Below are 18,479 nucleotides of genomic sequence, written 5' to 3'. Positions count from 1 at the left end.
GTGTACCAGTGGGGGAAAGGCCGCTTTCCGTCCCGAATTACGGTACCGCGCTGGGCAGAAAGGTCACGGGCCGGTTAAGCTCCCTTCATGGACACTGCCCCGATGGACTTTGAGACACTGCGGGCCGACCTGATAGGCACGGACGCGGTGATTCGCACTCCGTTCGGGCGCAGGCGCGTCACCTACGCGGATTACGTCGCCTCGGGGCGGGCACTGCGCAGCGTGGAGGAGCGCATCGGGCGGCTGGCCCTGCCGCTGTACGCCAACACCCACACTGAGGACAGCGCGACCGGGGCACACTCGACCCACCTCAGCCACCAGGCGGCGGAGTACGTGAAGGCCCAGCTCGGCGGGGACGCGAGCTGCAAGCTGGTGTTCTGCGGGTCGGGCAGCACCGCCGCCGTGCGCCGGATACAGGACATCCTGGGCCTGACCGTGCCGCACGCGCACCGGGAAACTGTGCTGGCGGCGCTGCCCGAACGCGACCGCCCGGTGGTCTTTGTCGGCCCCTACGAGCATCACAGCAACGAGGTGAGCTGGCGCGAAACCATCGCCGAGGTGGTGGAGGTGCCGCTGTGCCCGCGCGGCAACCTGGACCTGGACGCGCTGGTGCAGCTCCTGAAAGCCCCCGCCTACGCGGGCCGCCCCAAGATCGGCTCGTTCAGCGCCGCGAGCAACGTGACCGGGCTGCTGACCGACACCCGCAGCGTGGCCCGCGTGCTGCACGCGCACGGGGCCTTTGCCTTCTTCGACTTCGCGGCGAGTGGGCCTTATGTCCAGATCGACATGAAGCCGGGCAAGCCCGACGGCTACGACGCCGTGTTCCTGAGTCCGCACAAGTTTGTGGGCGGACCGGGGACGCCGGGCCTGCTGTGCTTCCAGGCGCACCTCTACCAGCTGGCGGTGCCCAGCGTGCCGGGAGGCGGCACCGTGCGCTATGTCAGCCGCACCGACCACAGCTACGTGGACGATATCGAGGCGCGGGAGGACGCCGGAACGCCCGCCATCCTGGGCAAGCTGCGAACGGCCCTCGCGTTTCACGTGAAAGAGGCGCTGGGGGTGGCCCGCCTCACCGCCCGCGAGCATGAGCTGTTCGCCCGTGCCCTGGCACGGCTACAGCCCAACCCGCGGGTGCACCTGCTCGGCAACCCGGACGCCCCCCGGCTGGCCTTCCTGTCCTTCCTGATTCGCGCGGGGGAGGAGGGCACGTACCTGCATCCCCGATTGGTCGTGCGCCTGCTCAACGACCTGTTCGGCATCCAGGCGCGGGGTGGCTGTGCCTGTGCCGGTCCCTACGGCCACGCGCTGCTGAACATCGACGACGCGCGCAGCGCCCGCTACCAGCAGTGCATCCTGGGGGACCTCGACGGCCTGAAGCCCGGCTGGACCCGCCTGAACCTGGCTCCCTGGGCCACCGATGAGGAGGTGGACTTTCTGCTGTCGGCCATCGAGTTCGTCGCGGCGTTCGGCGAGCGCTTTCTGCCGCTCTACACCCTGGACTGGCGCAGCGGCGCGTGGACGCATCCGCAGGACCAGGCCCCGCCCGACCTCTTCGGCAGCCACTTTCCCGAACGGGAGGCCGGGCCGATACCCTACGCGGCCTACCTGGCCGAGGCCCAGGACCTCGCCGCCTCGCTCCCGGCAGGGGAGGGGAGAGCGCTGCCCGAGAATGTGCCCCCCGACCTGGTGTTTTTCGCCTATTAGGACAGCGCTCCGTTCGGCCCGGCAGGGTTGCCGAACTTTGCTGGGCACCGCCCTGGACGCCTCTGCCCCCGCACGTCCCGCGGCCGGGGACAGGGGCAGGGGAGGCACAGGACCGCCCCGAGCGGGCAAGCGGCTAGAATGCCTAACGAGCGTTAGCTAGACACGTGGTGACTAGAGAAAAAAGGGAGAGGCTGCCAGCGGGTGGCGTCTGCCCCGACGCTCAGGAGGACCCAATGATTCAGCCGTTCACGTCTGACCCGCTGCGGTGGGTCGCAGAAGACGGCCAGCCAATCCGGGAACTGCCCGCGCGCTTCACCCCTGAGGTGTTGCGTGACCTGCACCGCGAGATGGTGCGGGCGCGGGAGTTCGACAAGAAACTCGTCACCCTGCTGCGCCAGGGCCGCACGACCTTTTACGCGCAGGCCAGCGGCATGGAGGCCACCCAGGTAGGCCTGGCCCGGTCCATCCGGGTCGGGCATGACTGGGTGTGGCCGTACTACCGCGACCACGCGCTGGGGCTGGCGATGGGCGTGCCCATGCTCGACCTGGTCAGCCAGTGCCTGGGCACCAACTCGGACCTGTGCCGGGGCCGCCAGATGCCGCACCACTTCGGGGCGACGCGGCAGAACTTCGTGTCGATCAGCTCCTCCATCGCCTCACAGGTGCCGCCCGCCGCGGGCAACGCGATGGCGCAGAAGTACCTGGGCACCGACGAGCTGACGGTCTGCACCTTCGGGGACGGCGCGACCAGCGAGGGCGACTGGCACGCGGGCATGAACATGGCGGGGGCTTACGGCGCACCCTGCCTCTTCGTCTGCGAGAACAACCAGTGGGCCATCAGCACCAACCTCCGGGCGCAGACCGCCAGCGAGAGCATTCACATCAAGGCCAAGGCGTACGGGATGCCCGGCTACTACGTGGACGGCAACGACATCGTGGCGGTGATGGAGGTGCTGTCGCACGTGGCGCAGGACGTCCGGTCGGGCAAAGGCCCGGCGCTGGTGGAGTGCCTGACCTACCGCGTCGGCTCGCACTCCAACGCGGACGCCGACGCCGAGAAGAACTACCGCACGCGCGAGGAAGTGAACGCCTGGCTGGCCCGCGACCCGATTGTGCGGGTGGAGCGGCTGCTGGAGCATCTGGGCGCACCTGTGAGCGCCGAGGAACGCGCCGACCTGATCACGGCCACCCACCGCGAGGTGGACGAGGCCGTGCTGGCCGCCGAGGCGACCGGGCAGCCCGACTGGCGCATCGTCTTCGAGGACGTGTACGCCGATACGCCGGTGCATCTGCGCGAGCAGGCCGCGTTCCTGCGTGAAGAACAGACGGCGCTGACGGACGGGGCGGTGCGGGCATGACGGCCACCCAACCCAAACCGGCGGCCAGCAGCGCGGGGGAAACGCGCGTCCTCACCCTGATCCAGGCCATCACCGAGGCGATGGCCGAGGAACTCGCCCGCGACGAGCGGGTGGTCGTGTTCGGGGAGGATGTGGGTGCGCGCGGCGGCGTGTTCCTGGCGACCGCCGGGTTGCAGGAACAGTTCGGCCAGAAGCGTGTGTTCGATACGCCCCTGTCGGAGGCCAGCATCGTGGGGGCGGCGGTCGGCATGGCCGTGCGGGGTCTGCGGCCCATCGCGGAGATCCAGTTCGCGGACTACATGGGGCCAGGCTTCGACCAGATCATCAGCCAGGCGGCCAAGATCCGCTACCGCAGCGGCGGGCAGTTCACCGCGCCGCTGGTGATTCGCACCCCCTCGGGCGGCGGCGTGAAGGGCGGGCACCACCACTCACAGAGTCCGGAAAGCTACTTCGCCCACACGCCGGGCCTCAAGGTCGTGATGCCCAGCACCCCCTACGACGCCAAGGGCCTGCTCAAGGCCGCGGTGCGCGGGGGCGACCCGGTGATCTACTTCGAACCCAAGCGGCTCTACCGTGCGGCGAAGGGCGAGGTGCCCGCGGGCGACTACACCGTCGAGATCGGCCAGGGGGCGGTGCGCCGCGAGGGCAGCGACCTCACGATCATCGGGTACGGCGGCGTGATGCCCGACGCGGAAAAGGCCGCCCAGGCCCTCGCCGCCGAGGGCGTACACGCCGAGGTGATCGACCTGCGCTCGCTGGTCCCCTGGGACCGCGACCTGGTGCTGACCAGCGTGTCCAAGACGGGCCGCGCCGTGCTGGTCAGCGAGGCCCCGCGCACCTCCAACTTCATGGGCGAGGTGGCCTACGTGATCCAGGAGCAGCTGTTCGACCAGCTTCTCGCGCCGGTGATGCAGGTGGCGGGCTTTGACACGCCGTATCCCTACGTGCAGGACAAGGTGTACCTGCCGGGCGCGAACCGCATCGCGGCGGCGTGCGTGCGGGTGCTGAACTACTGAGTCCTGAGCCGTTTTCCGTACCGCTGGCCTCGGCGGGACGCGGCCCGGCCCGCCATACTGTCCCCTGCATGAAGCCTGACCTTCCGCGCCCCCTGATCAGCATTCTCGGCCTGGCCCTGGGCTTCGGGCTGTATGCCCTGGCCGGACGTGCCCCGGAGCCGTGGCCGGGCGTGCTGATCGGCGGGATGTTCGTGGCACTGGGCATCGTGGCCTGGTTCCACGGGCGGGGCCAGCGCTGGATTCAGGGGCTGGGCGTCCTGCTGCTGCTCTACGGGGTGGTGCGGATGCTGCTGCTTCACTGAAGGCTTTACCCCAAAAAACTTCCCAAGAAACCGAGGTTCCGAATGAAAGAAGTGCTGCTGCCCGAACTGGCCGAGAGCGTGGTCGAGGGCGAGATCCTGAAGTGGCTGGTGCAGGAGGGCGAGACGGTGGCCCTGGAACAGCCCCTGTGCGAGGTCATGACCGACAAGGTGACCGTGGAACTTCCCAGCCCCGTTGCGGGCGTGCTGTACCAGCGGCTCGCGCAGGAGGGGGACGTGGTCGCGGTTCACGCCGCCATCGCCCTGATCGCCGAACCCGGCGAGGCGGCGGGCGGGGCCGGCGTCCACAACGCGGCGGCCAGCACCGCCCCCAGCGCCACCCAGGCCATTCAGGAAACGGGCGAGAACCCCACGACCACCGACGCCGACCTGCCCACCCAGGCCGCCGAGGAACGCGAGCAGGTCGGCGGGGAGGCGGGTGGCAGCATCGTGGAGGCCGGACACGTGGCCGCCAAGAGCGACGACGACGCCAGCCTCTTCAAGGCCTTCGCCTCCGACGAGACGGTGAAGCTCGAAGGGCTGGGGAGCCGCAGCGGCAGCGGCGCGCCGGGCACCTACACGGGGGGCACCGGCAGCATCCTGAACCGGCCCCAGACGCCGGCGGGCCGCACCGACGGCCGCGTGCTGGCCGTGCCCGCCGCCCGCCAGCTCGCCCGCGAACTCGGCGTGGACCTCGCGCAGGTGCCGGGCAGTGGCCCCAACGGGCGCGTGCGCGTGCAGGACGTGACGGCGCATACGCAGAGCCAGAGCACTGCCCCGGCCCAGGCCGCGGCCCCCGCACCCCAGCCTGCCGCCGCCCCGTCCGCTCCCGCCGCTAAGGGGGCCGGGGGGATGCCCGTCGCCCCGGTGCAGTACCGCACGCCGAAGGGCTACGAGCATCTGGAAGACCGCGTGCCGCTGCGGGGGATGCGCCGCGCCATCTCCAACCAGATGCAGGCCAGCCACCTCTACACCGTCCGCACGCTGACGGTGGACGAGGTGAACATGACCCGCCTGGTCGAGTTCCGGGGCCGCGTGAAGGACGAGGCGCAGGCCGCGGGCGTGAAGCTCAGCTACCTGCCCTTCATCTTCAAGGCGGTGGCGGTCGCGCTGCGCAAGTACCCCAGCCTCAACTCCTCCTTCGACGAGGCGACGGGCGAGATCGTCATGAAGCGCTACTTCAACATCGGTATGGCGGTCGCCACCGACGCGGGCCTGACGGTGCCGGTGCTGCGCGACGTGAACCAGAAGAGCATCTTCGAGCTGGCCGGGCAGGTCACCGACCTCGCGGGCCGCGCCCAGGCGGGCAAGCTCACGCCCGACGAGCTGGCGGGCAGCACCTTCAGCGTCACCAACATCGGCTCCATCGGCGCGCTGTTCTCGTTCCCGATCATCAACGTGCCCGACGCGGCCATCCTGGGCGTCCACTCCATCGTGAAGCGCCCCATCGTAAACGAGCGTGACGAGATCGTGATCGCCCACATGATGTACCTCTCGCTCAGCTTCGACCACCGCCTGGTCGACGGGGCCGAGGCCGCCCGCTTCTGCAAGGAAGTGATCCGGCTGCTGGAGAACCCCGACCGGCTGATGCTGGAAGCGATGTAGCAGCGACCAGCGGCCAGCCGCCAGCAAGAGATCCAAAGCTGGCGGCTGGCCGCTTTGTTTTCTAAAGCATAAACCTCTGCTCAAGGGCGGGTCATGGGGGCGTCAGGTTGGGCCGGTAGGCTGGCTTCTCATAGAGGCGCGCCCCGACTTCTGCCGCGCGCCCGAGGATTGGATACAGTGACCCCGATGACCCGCATCTTCACGCTCGCCCTGACGCTGCTCGCGCTCGCCTCCCCGGCGCAGGCGCTGAAGCTGATCGTCTGGGACCGTGACCTCCAGACCAAGCTGGGGTACGGCGAGACCAGCGGGGACCGGATGAAGGTTCAGCTCGTCAAGGACTACAGCGGCCCGGTGGTCGTGCTGTTTTCCCGTGAGGAGGACGAGAAGGCCCGCGCGCTTTACCCCACGCTGCAAACCCGTTACGACGGCACGCTCCGCGCCGGACAGCTGACGCTGGACGTCCAGAACACCCCCGTGACCCTCGCCAAGTTCCTGAACGGCCTGAAACTGAACCTGGTGCTGCAACCCACCGGGCAGGTGTTCTTGCTGCCGGGCCTGAGAAGCACGGCCGACAAGGCACCGACCCCCAACGACCCGCCTGACCAAGGAGGCCGCTGAATGCTCGCACAGATTCTCGTGGTGGAGGACGATCCCCACCTCGGACCGCTGCTCAAGGAATACCTGTCGGCCGATTATCAGGTCCAGCACGCCGCGACCCTCAAGGACGCGCAGGCATGGCTGGGCACGCACTCGCCCCAGCTGATCCTGCTCGATCTGAACCTACCCGACGGCGACGGCCTCGATCTGGTGCAGGCGCTGCGGCAGTATTCCAGCACGCCGGTGCTGGTGCTGTCGGCGCGCAGCGGGGTGCAGGAGCGGGTGGCGGGCCTGAACGCGGGCGCGGACGACTACCTGACCAAGCCCTTCGCCATGCCCGAACTCGACGCGCGCATCACGGCCCTGCTGCGCCGCACCGCTGCCGGGACGGGCGTCAACTTGGGCAACACCAGCCTCAGCACCAGCAGCCTGCTGCTCACCGTGAACGACAAGAACGTGAACCTCACCGAACACGAGGCGCGCATTCTGGAGCTGATGATGCGCACGCCCGAACGGGTCTTCTCGCGCGCCGACATCGAGTCGCACCTGTACGGCTGGGAGACACCCAACAGCAACAGCGTGGAGGTCCGGATTTCGCAGCTCCGCAAGAAGCTGGAGCACGCGGCCAGCGACCTGAGAATCCGCACCATCCGCAACGTCGGCTACGTCCTGCAAACCTGAGCGCCCCCTCGAACGACACCCAAACGGACGAGACCCAGACCATGCTGCCCTCCCACGCGCCCCCCGTGCCTGCCCGCTCGCCCGGCAGCCGGGGGGCGTGCTGCGGCGGGAGGACGCCGTGACCCGCCCGGCTTCCCGGCATACGGCCCCCCTGCACACCGCCCGCGTGGCGTGGCGGCACAGCCTGCGCTTCCGGCTGGCGCTGGTCTACACGCTGGTGGCCCTGGCCCTGGTCAGCATGATCGGCCTGGGCGTGATGACGCTGCTGCTCCGGAGCATGGACCAGCAGTTCCAGACCCGGCTGGACGAACGGGCGGACACGCTGGCCGAGGCGTTCCTGACGGGCGGGCAGGGGCTGGGCAAGTCACCGGGCGGCACCGGCACCTACACCATGATCATCGACGAGGACGGGCAGGTGCAGGCGGCCACCCCCAGCCTGCGGCAGTACGACAAAGCGCCCTTTCCCTTCGGCGGGCAGGCGGTGGTGGAGCTGAACGGCTCCCCGGCGCGCACGGCGACCCGCAAGCTGGGGGACTTCGGGACGCTGTGGGTGGCCCTGCCGGAAGACGCCCTGCTGGACGCCCGCCAGAGCGCCACCCGCGCGCTGCTGCTGGCCCTGCTGGTCACGCCCGCGCTGATGCTGCTGGTGGGCTGGTGGGTGGGCAAGCGGGCGCTGGCCGACCTGGAGGGGGCCGCCGACCTGGCCGACCGCATCGACCCCACCCGCAGCGTCGCCACCCTGCCCCTGCCGGGGCGCGAGGACGAGGTTCACCGCCTGCTGGCGGCCCTCAACCGCCTGCTGGTCCGCATCGAGGCCGTGCAGGCCCGCGAGAAGCAACTGCTGGGGCAGATCGTGCACGAGCTGGGCGCGCCGCTGACGGTCCTCAAGGCCAGCCTGTCGCGCGCCGCCGAGCGCACCGGCGACCCCGAGGTGACGCGCGCCGCCCTGGTCACCGACGAGCTGACCTTTACCACCCAGGACCTGATGCAACTCGCCCGCGGGCAACTGGAAATGAAGGTCGCCTGGCACTTCATTCCCGCCGCCACCCTGCGCGGGCGGCTGGACCGGCTGGTGCCGGGCACGGGCTTCGCGGGCGACTGGGGCGGCATGCTGCTGTGCGACCCCGACCGGCTGACCCAGGCGCTGCGCAACCTGCTCGCCAATGCCCGCCGCGCCGCCGGGCCGGAGGGCACCGTCACCCTGACGCTGACCGAGACGCCCGACCACGTGACCTTTAGGGTGCAGGACAGCGGCCCCGGCCTGCCCCCCGAACTGGGCGAGCGCATCTTCGAGCCGTTTATCAGCGGCAGCGGCAGCAGTGGCTTGGGCCTGAGCGTGTCGCGCCAGATCGCCGTGCTGCACGGCGGTACCCTGACAGGCGGGAACGCACCGGGCGGCGGTGCCCAGTTCGTCCTGACGCTCCCCGGCGTGGCCCTGGGCGACGACGAGGAGGAAGGGGTGGAGGAGGCGGAAACGCCTGTGCGGGTTTCGTAACGATGCCACCAGGCGTCCACGGGTGAAACGTGGGTGCTCCACGCCCACTTTCGAACCTGTGCCGGACCGCCGACTCGCTATCCTGCCCGCGTGACCACCACGACCGCACAGGCGGAACTGCACGCGCTGCTCACCCTGCGATTCACGCCCGGCCTGGGACCCCGGCGCATCGAGAACCTGCGGCGGCACTTCGGCAGCACGGGCGCGGCCCTGGGCGCACCCCTGACGGCACTGCGGGGCGTGCCCGGCCTGGAGGCCCGGTCGGTGGCAGGCATCGGCACCGCCAAGCCGCGCGAGCAGGCGGAGGCCGAGCTGGTCAAGGCGCGGCAGGAGGGCGTGATGCTGCTGGGCCGTGGTCTGGAGGGCTACCCCCCTGCCCTGGAAGCCCTGGACGACCCCCCGCCGGTCCTGTGGGTGAGGGGCGACCTCCCCGACTTTCCGGTCGTGCCACGGGCCGTGGGCATCGTGGGGACGCGCGGGGCCAGTCCCCATGCCCTGAGCCTGACGCGGGCGCTGGCCGCCGACCTCGCGCGGGCCGGGGTGGTGGTGGTCAGCGGCCTGGCGCGGGGCGTGGACACCGCCGCGCACGAGGCGAGCGTGGACGCGGGCGGCCTCAGCGTGGGGGTGCTGGGCAGCGCCGTGAACGTCATCTACCCCGGTGAAAACACCGGCCTCGCACGCCGCCTCACCCTGGTCAGCGAGTACCCGCTGGGAACCGGCCCCGCCCAGCACCACTTCCCGACACGCAACCGCCTGATCGCGGCCCTGTCGGCAGGCACGCTGGTCGTGGAGGGGGAGCTGAGAAGCGGCTCGCTGATCACCGCCACCCACGCCCTGGAATGTGGCCGCACCGTCTTCGCCGTGCCGGGCCGCGCCGGGGACCCCCGCGCCGCCGGGCCGCACCGCCTGCTGCGCGAGGGGGCCGTGCTGACCGAGACGGCCCAGGACATCCTGAACGAGCTGAACTGGGGGGAGGCTCCCGCCGCCCCGGCCCCCGACCTTCCGCCCGAGCAGGCCCGCGTCTACGCCGCCCTCACCACCCCCGCCACCCTCGACGACCTGCAAGGGGCCAGCGGCCTCGCGCTGCCCGACCTCCAGACCGCGCTGGTGATGCTGCAACTCCTGGGCCTGGCCGAGGAAGTGGGCGGACGCTGGGCGCGGCGGTAGGGGAGGGGAGAGGTGCTGCCCACCGACGCCGAAGCCCGCGTGCTGACCGCCCTGCGCGAGGGGGCCGAACTCGTCCGGCATGTCCGGCAGACCGGGCGCGGCCCCTACTACACCCTGGCGGGCCGGCGGCTGAGCATGGTGACCCTCAAGGAACTGGAGGGCCGCCGGCTGGTGGCGCTGGAGGGCGGAAGCGGGCAGGCCAGGGCGGCCTACACCCTCACACCGGCGGGAGAGGCGGCCCTGGCGGCGTGGGAAGCAGAACGCCGGGGCCGTCTCCGGCTCCCCTGACGCGCCATGGGGGAGGGGAGTCAGGTGTGCTGCGGCCCGTAGTCCTTTTCCACGTCCACGCGCGGCGGTCCGGGCAGCGTGACCCCTTCCCGCGCCTCCTCCAGCAGTTCCAGCAACAGCACCCGCAGCCCCACCGTCAACGCTCCGCCCTCCCCGGCCACGCCGTCCGAGCGGGGATCGAGCGTCAGGGTCCAGCCCCCGCCCGGCCACTCCACCCGCGTGGTCAGGCCCTCCCCCCGGCCCAGCATGGCGACCTCCAGATCGTCGAGGCGGACGCGGACCCGGCCGGACGTGAAACGCACCTTCATGCGGCCCAGTCTAGGGCCGTGGGATGCTGCGGCATGACAGAGCCAGAGATGACCGGGACAGAGACGACCGGGACAGAACTGCACGTGCTGGTCCTGGGCGGCACGCAGTTCGTCGGCAGGCACATCGTGGAGGCGCTTCTCGCGGCGGGGCACCGGGTCAGCGTGCTGACGCGCGGGCGCACGCTGGACGAGCTGCCAGAGACGGTGGAACGCCTGAAGGGGGACCGCGACGAGGGTCAGGCGGGCCTAACGGCGCTCTCGGGCCGCACCTGGGACGCCTGCGTGGACGTGAGCGGCTACACGCCCCGGCAGGTGCGCGCGAGTGCCGAGCGGCTGCGGGACTCCGTGCAGCGGTATGTCTTTATCAGCACCGGCAGCGTCTACGCCGAGCAGCACCGCCACCCCATCCGCGAGGACGACCCCCTGCTGCCCGCCGCCGCCGAGGACCTGACCGAGGTCACGGGTGAGACGTATGGTCCCCTCAAGGTCACCTGCGAGCGCATCGTGGAGGAGGTCTACGGCGAGCGGGCCACCATCCTGCGCCCCCAGATCGTGGCCGGGCCGTACGACCCCACCGGGCGCTACACGTCCTGGATTGACCGGGTGGCGGCGGGCGGAGCATTCCTGGCCCCCGGCGACGGCACGGACTTCGTGCAGGTGATCGACGCCCGCGACCTCGCCCACTTCACCGTGACCGTGCTGGAGGAGGATGTGCCGGGGATATTCAACCTGGCCGGGCCGCGCCTGAGCTGGCGTGAGTTTCTGGACACGGCGCGGGAAGCGACCGGCGCGGATGCCCGCCCCGTCTGGGTGGACGCGGCGACGCTGGAGGCGCAGGACGTGGGCTGGCGCGAGTTGCCCGTCTGGCTGCCCGCAGACAGCGAGCAGGGCGGCCTGATGGACATGGACAACGGGCGGGCGCGGGCGGCAGGCCTGACGCTCCGGGACCCCCTCACCACCGCACGCGAGACCCGAGGCTGGAGCGCGGGCACACCCCAGAAGACCTTTCTGACCCGCGAGCGGGAGGCGGAGGTGCTGGCCGCGCAGGAAGAGCAGTGACGCCATGAACCCCGGCCTGAGCCTGGTGTGGGAGCGGACGGTCAACATCGCGCGCAGTCTCGTCGCGGCGCTGCCGAACGTGCTGCTGGCACTCTTCATCTTCGGGCTGTTCTGGCTGCTGTCGCGGGGACTGGTGGCCCTGCTGGGGCGGGTGCTGCGGCGCGCCGGGCAACCGCCCAGCGTGGGGCGGGCGCTGGGGCAGGTGCTGAACATCGTGGTGCTGACCGTGGGCGTGCTGGTGGCCGCCACGATCATCTTTCCCACCCTGAATGCCGCCACGCTCTTCAGCACGCTGGGGTTCGGCAGCGTCGCCATCGGCTTCGCCTTCAAGGACATCTTCCAGAACCTGCTGGCGGGCCTCCTGATCCTGCTCACGCGGCCCTTTCAGATTGGGGACCAGATCATCAGCGGCACGACCGAGGGCACCGTGGAGGATATCCAGGTCCGGGCCACCGTCGTCCGCACCTACGACAACCGCAAGGTGGTGATTCCCAACAGCGACCTCTACACGGGGCGCGTGATCGTGAACACCGCCTTCGACCAGCGGAGCGTGAGTGTGCCCCTGACGCTGCCCTACGGCACCGACCTGGAAAAGGCAAGGGGACTGCTGGTCGAGGCGGCGCGGGGCGTGGAAGGCCTGGCCCAGAACCCGCCCCCCAGCGTGGCCGTGACGGACCTCACCTCCGGTGGCGTGGCGGTGAGCCTGCGCTACTGGGTGGACCCGCCCCACCGCCGCGACGTGACCGCCTCGACCGACCAGGTGCTGACCGCGGTCCAGGCCCGGCTGAGCGAGGCGGGCGTGAACCTCAGCCCCCCGCAGGGCGTGGCCGTGACCCTGGACCCCGCGGGGCCGCTGCGCGTGCAGGTGGAGGGGCCGGAAGGTGCGGGGCCGGAGGGGCCGGAGCGCGAGTGAAGCTCCCGTCTCTCTCCCGCCTGCCCAGAGAGAAGGGGAGGGGCCAGTGGTATGCTGGCCGCGCAAGACTGAGCGGCCCGCATGAAGGGGGAGGTGCGCCTTATCACGCAGGAAATCTGGGCGGACGTGCTGGGGTACGTCCGCAAAAACATCTCGGAAGTCGAGTATCACACCTGGTTCGCGCCGGTGAAGAATCTGGGCGTGCAGGACGGGGCGCTGGTGCTCGGCGTGCGGAACTCCTTCGCGCAGGAGTGGTTCCGCAAACATTATCTGGAGCTGCTGGAAGACGCCCTGCGCGAGCTGGGGGCGCAGAACCCGCAGGTGAGCTTTCAGGTGCTGCCCGCCGCGCAGGATGCCCTGCTGCTGCCCAGCGACCCGCCGCCGGCGGCCTCACCCCCCGGCAGGCCCACCGGCCGGCCTCCGCTGGGGCAGCCCATCTCCCCGGTGCCCGGCGAGAACCGCAAGTCCCTGAATCCCAAGTACACCTTCGAGAACTTCGTGGTGGGGCCGAACAACAACCTCGCGCACGCGGCGGCGCTCGCGGTGGCCGAGTCGCCGGGCCGGGCGTACAATCCGCTGTTCATCTACGGGGACGTGGGCCTGGGCAAGACGCACCTGATGCACGCGGTGGGGCACTACATCATGGAGCGCTTCCCCGACAAGCGCATCGAGTACGTCTCTACCGAGTCCTTTACCAACGAGCTGATCAACGCCATCCGCGACGACAAGACCACCCAGTTCCGCAACCGCTACCGCTCGGTCGACCTGCTGCTGGTCGACGATATCCAGTTCCTGGCGGGCAAGGAGCGCACGCAGGAGGAGTTCTTCCACACCTTCAACGCGCTCTACGAGAACCACAAACAGATCATCCTGAGTTCGGACCGGCCCCCCAAGGACATCCAGACACTCGAAGGCCGCCTGCGCAGCCGCTTCGAATGGGGACTCATCACCGATATCCAGTCGCCCGAGTTCGAGACGCGGGTGGCGATCCTCAAGATGAACGCCGAACACAACCGCATCGACATCCCGCAGGAGGTGCTGGAGCTGATCGCGCGGCAGGTCACCAGCAACATCCGCGAGCTGGAGGGGGCGCTGATGCGGGTGGTGGCCTTTGCCAGCCTGAACAGTGTGCCCTTTTCGCGCGCGGTGGCCGCCAAGGCCCTCAGCAACGTGTTCGCGCCGCAGGAAGTCAAGCTGGAGATGGGCGAGGTGCTGCGCGCAACTGCCGGCCATTTCGGCCTGCCGCCAGAAGTGATTCGCGGGGCCGGCCGCGCCCGCGACGTGGTGGTGCCCCGTCAGGTCGCCATGTACCTGATCCGCGAGCTGACGGAACACTCGCTCCCGGAAATCGGCCAGTTCTTCGGCCGCGACCACTCGACCGTGATGCATGCCGTGTCAAAGGTGACCGAGCAGATGGGCAAGGAGCCGGAACTGACGGCCTCGGTTGATGCCCTGCGACGACAACTTCAGGATGTGGAAGATGAGGAAAAACATGCGTAACCTCATCTCCCTTTTCGCTGATGGCAAAATAAGTTCCAAAATCTGTTCCAAAACCGCGTGCCAAGTTTCACTATCTGTGGATAAGGTTGTGGAAAACCCCGAAAACCTGTGGATAACTCGCCATTTTCTGTGGATAAAATTGTGGAAAAATACCCCAGTTATCCACAGGCGGCTGGGCCTGTGGATAAGTACCCCAGTTATCCACAGGTTATCCACAGGTTTTGACGGTTATCCACAGGGTGCATGTGGATAACTTTTCCGCACCTGGCGCGGCCCGAGGCCACTTATCCACAGTTTCCACAGGCCCTACTACTACTACTACTATCTTTTTAATTTAATAGAAACAGTTAAAAGATAGGACCGCATCCCCGAGAGGGACCAGAGAGGAAGATCATGAGAGCGCATGTCACCAAGAAAACCCTGAGCGAAGGTCTGGGCCTTCTGGAACGTGTCATTCCCAGCCGCAGCAGCAACCCCCTGCTCACCGCCCTGAAGGTGGAGGCCAGTGATGCGGGCCTGACCCTCAGCGGGACCAACCTCGAAATCGACCTGTCGTGCTTCGTGCCGGCGGAAGTGCAGGAGCCAGCCAGCTTCGTGGTGCCCGCCCACCTGTTCGCGCAGATTGTGCGGAATCTGGGCGGGGAACTGGTGGAACTGGAAATCACCGCCCAAGAACTCTCGGTGCGGGCGGGCGGCAGCGATTTCAAGCTCCAGACGGGGGACCTGGAAGCGTACCCGCCGCTCTCCTTCCCCGCCCATGCCGACGTCAGCCTCGACGCGGCAGAGCTGGCCCGCGCCTTCAGCAGCGTGCGCTACGCGGCGAGCAACGAGGCGTTTCAGGCGGTCTTCCGAGGCATCAAGCTCGAGCACCGGCCCGAAGCGGCGCGCGTGGTCGCCTCGGACGGCTACCGGGTCGCCATCCGGGACTTTCCGGCCAGCGGCGACGGCCGGAATCTGATCGTTCCCGCCCGCAGCGCCGACGAGCTGATCCGCGTGCTGCGCGACGGCGAGGCCCGCTTCACCTACGGCGAGGGGCTGCTGAGCGTGACCACCGACCGCGTCCGTATGAACCTCAAGCTGCTCGACGGCGAGTTTCCCGACTACGAGCGCGTGATTCCGCGCGACATCAAGCTCCAGGTCACGCTGCCAGCCACCGCGCTCAAGGAGGCTGTAAACCGCGTGGCCGTGCTGGCCGACAAGAACGCCAACAACCGCGTCGAGTTCCTGGTGTCGGAAGGCAAGCTGCGCCTGGCAGCCGAGGGCGACTACGGGCGCGCGCAGGACACGCTGGACGTGGTGCAGGGCGGCTCCGAGCCGGCGATGAGCCTCGCCTTCAACGCCCGGCACGTCCTCGATGCCCTGGGGCCGATCGAGGGGGACGCCGAGCTGCTGTTCTCCGGCTCCACCAGCCCCGCCATCTTCCGCGCGAGCGGGGGGGGCGGCTACATGGCGGTCATGGTCACGCTGCGCGTTTAAGGGGCCTCTGGAGGGCGGCGCGGGCCATCTGTGGGTCCTGGTGTGTCCCGGCTTAGACCGGGTGCACCCACATCTGACACGGGGCGCTTATAGTGTCCGGGCTACACCTACTCCCCCAACCGTGAACTGGGGCGTGGGGCTGAATTCTGGGAGGCTGAAGCATGAACATCGAAAAAGTCACCGCTCGTGAAGTGCTGGACTCGCGTGGGAATCCGACCGTCGAGGCGGAAGTCTTCCTCGACAGCGGGTTCTCGGGCCGCGCCATCGTGCCCAGCGGGGCCAGCACCGGCACCCATGAGGCGCTCGAACTGCGCGACGGGGACGGACGGTACGGCGGCAAGGGCGTCCTGAAGGCCGTCCAGAACGTGAACGAGGCCCTCGGCCCCGCCGTGGTGGGCCTGGACGCCTCCGACCAGGGCGCAGTGGACGCGGCGATGCTCGAACTCGACGGCACGCCCAACAAGGGCCGCCTGGGCGGGAACGCGATCCTGGCGGTCAGCCTCGCCACCGCCCGCGCCGCCGCGAACGAGCTGGACGTGCCCCTCTACCGCTACCTGGGCGGCAGCAACGCCAAGACGCTGCCCGTGCCGATGATGAACGTGATCAACGGCGGCGCGCACGCCGACAACAACGTGGACTTCCAGGAGTTCATGGTGATGCCGGTGGGTGCCCCCACCTTCCGCGAGGCGCTGCGCTACGGCGCGGAAACCTTCCACGCGCTGAAAAAGGTCCTCTCGGGCCGCGGCTACAACACCAACGTGGGCGACGAGGGCGGCTTTGCCCCCGACCTTAAGAGCAATGAGGAGGCGCTGGAAGTCCTGCTGGAGGCCATCCAGAAGGCCGGGTACGAGCCGGGCAAGGACATCGCCATCGCCCTCGATCCCGCCGTGACCGAGCTGTACAAGGGCGGCCAGTACCACCTGGAAAGCGAGGGCCGCACCCTCTCCACCGCCGAGATGATCGACTTCTGGGCCGACTGGACCTCCCGTTATCCCATCGTGAGCATCGAGGACGGCCTGGCGGAAGACGACTGGGATGGCTGGCAGCAGCTCACCCAGCGCCTGGGGGACCGCGTGCAACTCGTCGGTGACGACCTGTTCGTGACCAACCCCGAGCGCCTCGCCCGCGGCATCGAGACGGGCGTGGGCAACGCGATCCTGGTCAAGGTGAACCAGATCGGCACCCTGACCGAGTCGATGGATGCCATCGAACTCGCCAAGCGCAGCCGCTACGGCACCGTCATCAGCCACCGCTCGGGCGAATCCGAGGACGCCTTCATCGCCGACCTTGCCGTCGCCACCAACGCCGGGCAGATCAAGACCGGCAGCGCCAGCCGCTCCGACCGCATCGCCAAGTACAACCAGCTCCTGCGCATCGAGGACCAGCTCGGCGAGCAGGCGGTGTACCTGGGCCGCCGGGCGCTGAGGTAAAGGAAGCTCTCAGCCGTTAGCCATCAGCGGTCAGCAAAACCTGAAGGCTGACGGCTGAGCGCTGAAAGCTTCTCTGGAAGGGATTCCAACCATGAAACACTTTGACAGAGCAACCAAGATCGTCGCCACCATCGGCCCGGCGAGCCGGGATCCGCAGACGTTGGGGCGGATGATCGACGCGGGGCTGAACGTGGTCCGGATGAACTTCAGCCACGGGGAACCGGAAGATCACCGCCAGACGGTGCAGATGGTGCGGGAACTCGCGGCGCGCAAGGGCGTGACCATCGGTATCCTGCAAGACCTCCAGGGGCCGAAGATCCGGGTGGGCCGCTTCCGGGAGGGCGCGGTCACGCTGGAAACCGGGCAGAAGTTCACCATCACGATGGACGACGTGGAGGGCGACGAGACCCGCGTGGGCAGCACCTACAAGGGTCTGGCGCTGGACGTGCATCCCGGCATGATCCTGCTGCTCGACGACGGCAACCTGGCGCTCAGGGTGGAGCAGGTGCGCGGCCAGGACATCCTGACCACCGTCGTGATCGGCGGCGTGCTGAAGAACAACAAGGGCATCAACGTGCCCCAGGCCGACCTGGCCGTGCCCGCGCTGTCCGACAAGGACGTGAACGACATGGAGTTCGGGGCGCAGCTCGGCGTGGATTGGGTGGCGCTGTCGTTCGTGCGCTCGCGCGACGACCTGCTGCTGGCCCGGCACTACCTCGCGCGCTTCGGCAGCCGCGCGAAGCTGATGGCGAAGATCGAGAAGCCGCAGGCCGTGGACCGCTTCGGCGACATCCTCAAGGAGGTGGACGGCATCATGGTGGCGCGCGGCGACCTGGGGGTGGAGATGCGCCCCGAGCAGGTGCCCACCATCCAGAAGCGCCTGATTCGCCTGTGCCGCGAGGCCGGGAAGCCAGTGATCACCGCCACGCAGATGCTGGAGAGCATGATCAACCTGCCCCGCCCCACCCGCGCCGAGGCCTCCGACGTCGCCAACGCGATCTACGACGGCACCGACGCCGTGATGCTCAGCGCCGAGTCGGCGGCGGGGCACTACCCGGTCGAGGCGGTCGCCATGATGGACCGCATCGCCCGCGAGGCCGAGGGCAGCGAGCACTACAAGCTGCTTCAGCAGCAGGCGGTGATCGAGACCGAACTCGCGCAGGATTCCATAGCCTTTGCCGCCTGCTCCATCGGGGAGAAGCTGGAAGCCTCCGCCATCGTGACCTTTACCAGCACCGGAGGCGCGGCGACGCGGGTGGCGAAGTACCGCCCGCCCCTCGCCATTCTGGCCCTGACCCCCAACGAGCAGACCCGCAACCAGCTCGCCCTCTCCTGGGGCGTCGTGCCGCTGCTTAGCGAGGACCCGCACGACACCGACGACATGGTCCGCATCGCCAACGACGAGCTGAAGAAAAGCGGCCTCGCGGACGTGACCGACCGCTACGTGATCACCGCTGGCGTGCCCTTCGGTGTACGCGGCACCACCAACATGCTGCGTGTCGAACGGCTGCGTGAGGAAGACCTGAGCGAACGGGTTTAAATCTTCACCCGGCCTTCAAAAGAAACAGCTCCCGGTTCTCATA

The 18,479-nt window shown here is 69.0% G+C and carries 17 protein-coding genes; 16 read left to right on the top strand and 1 reads right to left on the bottom strand.

The genetic code is table 11. The features are described 5' to 3' along the window. Positions 1–87: 87 nt before the first annotated feature. From ABEA67_RS15540 to ABEA67_RS15495, 10 genes are all read left to right on the top strand, one after another. Positions 88–1,704, top strand: coding sequence for an aminotransferase class V-fold PLP-dependent enzyme (locus tag ABEA67_RS15540; RefSeq protein WP_345466890.1), 1,617 nt, complete (start codon positions 88–90; stop codon positions 1,702–1,704). 233 nt (positions 1,705–1,937) lie between these two features. Further along, positions 1,938–3,062: a thiamine pyrophosphate-dependent dehydrogenase E1 component subunit alpha gene (locus ABEA67_RS15535; RefSeq protein WP_345466887.1), complete on the top strand. Its 1,125-nt coding sequence runs from the start codon at positions 1,938–1,940 to the stop codon at positions 3,060–3,062. Then, positions 3,059–4,078 carry an alpha-ketoacid dehydrogenase subunit beta gene (locus tag ABEA67_RS15530; RefSeq protein WP_345466885.1) on the top strand — a complete coding sequence of 340 codons (1,020 nt, stop codon included), beginning with the start codon at positions 3,059–3,061 and terminating at the stop codon, positions 4,076–4,078. Before ABEA67_RS15535 ends, ABEA67_RS15530 begins: the two co-directional genes overlap by 4 nt. A gap of 68 nt (positions 4,079–4,146) precedes the next feature. Further along, positions 4,147–4,380: a hypothetical protein gene (locus ABEA67_RS15525; protein WP_345466884.1), complete on the top strand. Its 234-nt coding sequence runs from the start codon at positions 4,147–4,149 to the stop codon at positions 4,378–4,380. A 42-nt stretch (positions 4,381–4,422) separates the two neighbouring features. Beyond that, a complete protein-coding gene (locus ABEA67_RS15520; RefSeq protein ID WP_345466881.1) occupies positions 4,423–5,982 on the top strand; it encodes a dihydrolipoamide acetyltransferase family protein in 1,560 nt (519 codons plus the stop codon). A 186-nt stretch (positions 5,983–6,168) separates the two neighbouring features. After that, positions 6,169–6,600, top strand: coding sequence for a hypothetical protein (locus ABEA67_RS15515; RefSeq protein WP_345466878.1), 432 nt, complete (start codon positions 6,169–6,171; stop codon positions 6,598–6,600). Then, complete coding sequence (locus tag ABEA67_RS15510) at positions 6,601–7,260, top strand: response regulator transcription factor (protein WP_345466875.1); 660 nt, start codon at positions 6,601–6,603, stop codon at positions 7,258–7,260. It abuts the gene before it with no gap. A gap of 118 nt (positions 7,261–7,378) precedes the next feature. After that, complete coding sequence (locus ABEA67_RS15505) at positions 7,379–8,755, top strand: sensor histidine kinase (protein WP_345466873.1); 1,377 nt, start codon at positions 7,379–7,381, stop codon at positions 8,753–8,755. Positions 8,756–8,845: 90 nt separating this feature from the next. Then, the gene (gene dprA, locus ABEA67_RS15500; protein WP_345466870.1) at positions 8,846–9,922 is read left to right on the top strand and encodes a DNA-processing protein DprA; all 1,077 of its coding nucleotides are present in this window, start codon (positions 8,846–8,848) and stop codon (positions 9,920–9,922) included. A gap of 12 nt (positions 9,923–9,934) precedes the next feature. Continuing rightward, positions 9,935–10,210, top strand: coding sequence for a hypothetical protein (locus ABEA67_RS15495; protein ID WP_345466868.1), 276 nt, complete (start codon positions 9,935–9,937; stop codon positions 10,208–10,210). A gap of 20 nt (positions 10,211–10,230) precedes the next feature. Here the strand turns inward: ABEA67_RS15495 and ABEA67_RS15490 are convergent, their stop codons facing one another. Next, positions 10,231–10,518, bottom strand: a complete 288-nt coding sequence (locus tag ABEA67_RS15490) for a hypothetical protein (protein WP_345466866.1) — start codon at positions 10,516–10,518, stop codon at positions 10,231–10,233. A 33-nt stretch (positions 10,519–10,551) separates the two neighbouring features. Here ABEA67_RS15490 and ABEA67_RS15485 point away from each other — a divergent pair, with 33 nt between their 5' ends. From ABEA67_RS15485 to pyk, 6 genes are all read left to right on the top strand, one after another. Beyond that, on the top strand, positions 10,552–11,577 hold the full coding sequence (locus ABEA67_RS15485) for an SDR family oxidoreductase (protein ID WP_345466864.1): 1,026 nt from the start codon (positions 10,552–10,554) through the stop codon (positions 11,575–11,577). 4 nt (positions 11,578–11,581) lie between these two features. Beyond that, positions 11,582–12,490, top strand: a complete 909-nt coding sequence (locus tag ABEA67_RS15480; RefSeq protein ID WP_345466862.1) for a mechanosensitive ion channel family protein — start codon at positions 11,582–11,584, stop codon at positions 12,488–12,490. A gap of 81 nt (positions 12,491–12,571) precedes the next feature. Continuing rightward, positions 12,572–13,990, top strand: coding sequence for a chromosomal replication initiator protein DnaA (gene dnaA, locus ABEA67_RS15475; RefSeq protein WP_345466860.1), 1,419 nt, complete (start codon positions 12,572–12,574; stop codon positions 13,988–13,990). 393 nt (positions 13,991–14,383) lie between these two features. Beyond that, positions 14,384–15,466 carry a DNA polymerase III subunit beta gene (gene dnaN, locus ABEA67_RS15470; protein WP_345466858.1) on the top strand — a complete coding sequence of 361 codons (1,083 nt, stop codon included), beginning with the start codon at positions 14,384–14,386 and terminating at the stop codon, positions 15,464–15,466. 161 nt (positions 15,467–15,627) lie between these two features. Beyond that, positions 15,628–16,896, top strand: coding sequence for a phosphopyruvate hydratase (gene eno, locus ABEA67_RS15465; RefSeq protein WP_345466856.1), 1,269 nt, complete (start codon positions 15,628–15,630; stop codon positions 16,894–16,896). Positions 16,897–16,987: 91 nt separating this feature from the next. After that, positions 16,988–18,436: a pyruvate kinase gene (gene pyk, locus ABEA67_RS15460; protein ID WP_345466854.1), complete on the top strand. Its 1,449-nt coding sequence runs from the start codon at positions 16,988–16,990 to the stop codon at positions 18,434–18,436. Positions 18,437–18,479 lie beyond the last annotated feature (43 nt).

Source organism: Deinococcus carri, assembly GCF_039545055.1.
Lineage (GTDB): Bacteria > Deinococcota > Deinococci > Deinococcales > Deinococcaceae > Deinococcus > Deinococcus carri.
The sequence above is the reverse complement of the archived record's forward strand: the minus strand, read 5'-3'. Positions and strand labels throughout refer to the sequence as shown.

Excerpts from the sequence above, each read along its gene's own strand:
- ABEA67_RS15530 (WP_345466885.1), top strand. The coding sequence starts at position 3,059 with ATGACGGCCACCCAACCCAAACCGGCGGCCAGCAGCGCGGGGGAAACG.
- ABEA67_RS15535 (WP_345466887.1), top strand. The coding sequence starts at position 1,938 with ATGATTCAGCCGTTCACGTCTGACCCGCTGCGGTGGGTCGCAGAAGAC.
- ABEA67_RS15540 (WP_345466890.1), top strand. The coding sequence starts at position 88 with ATGGACACTGCCCCGATGGACTTTGAGACACTGCGGGCCGACCTGATA.
- ABEA67_RS15520 (WP_345466881.1), top strand. The coding sequence starts at position 4,423 with ATGAAAGAAGTGCTGCTGCCCGAACTGGCCGAGAGCGTGGTCGAGGGC.
- ABEA67_RS15515 (WP_345466878.1), top strand. The coding sequence starts at position 6,169 with ATGACCCGCATCTTCACGCTCGCCCTGACGCTGCTCGCGCTCGCCTCC.
- ABEA67_RS15490 (WP_345466866.1), bottom strand. The coding sequence starts at position 10,518 with ATGAAGGTGCGTTTCACGTCCGGCCGGGTCCGCGTCCGCCTCGACGAT.
- ABEA67_RS15480 (WP_345466862.1), top strand. The coding sequence starts at position 11,582 with ATGAACCCCGGCCTGAGCCTGGTGTGGGAGCGGACGGTCAACATCGCG.
- ABEA67_RS15485 (WP_345466864.1), top strand. The coding sequence starts at position 10,552 with ATGACAGAGCCAGAGATGACCGGGACAGAGACGACCGGGACAGAACTG.
- dnaA (WP_345466860.1), top strand. The coding sequence starts at position 12,572 with ATGAAGGGGGAGGTGCGCCTTATCACGCAGGAAATCTGGGCGGACGTG.
- dnaN (WP_345466858.1), top strand. The coding sequence starts at position 14,384 with ATGAGAGCGCATGTCACCAAGAAAACCCTGAGCGAAGGTCTGGGCCTT.
- eno (WP_345466856.1), top strand. The coding sequence starts at position 15,628 with ATGAACATCGAAAAAGTCACCGCTCGTGAAGTGCTGGACTCGCGTGGG.
- ABEA67_RS15510 (WP_345466875.1), top strand. The coding sequence starts at position 6,601 with ATGCTCGCACAGATTCTCGTGGTGGAGGACGATCCCCACCTCGGACCG.
- ABEA67_RS15525 (WP_345466884.1), top strand. The coding sequence starts at position 4,147 with ATGAAGCCTGACCTTCCGCGCCCCCTGATCAGCATTCTCGGCCTGGCC.
- pyk (WP_345466854.1), top strand. The coding sequence starts at position 16,988 with ATGAAACACTTTGACAGAGCAACCAAGATCGTCGCCACCATCGGCCCG.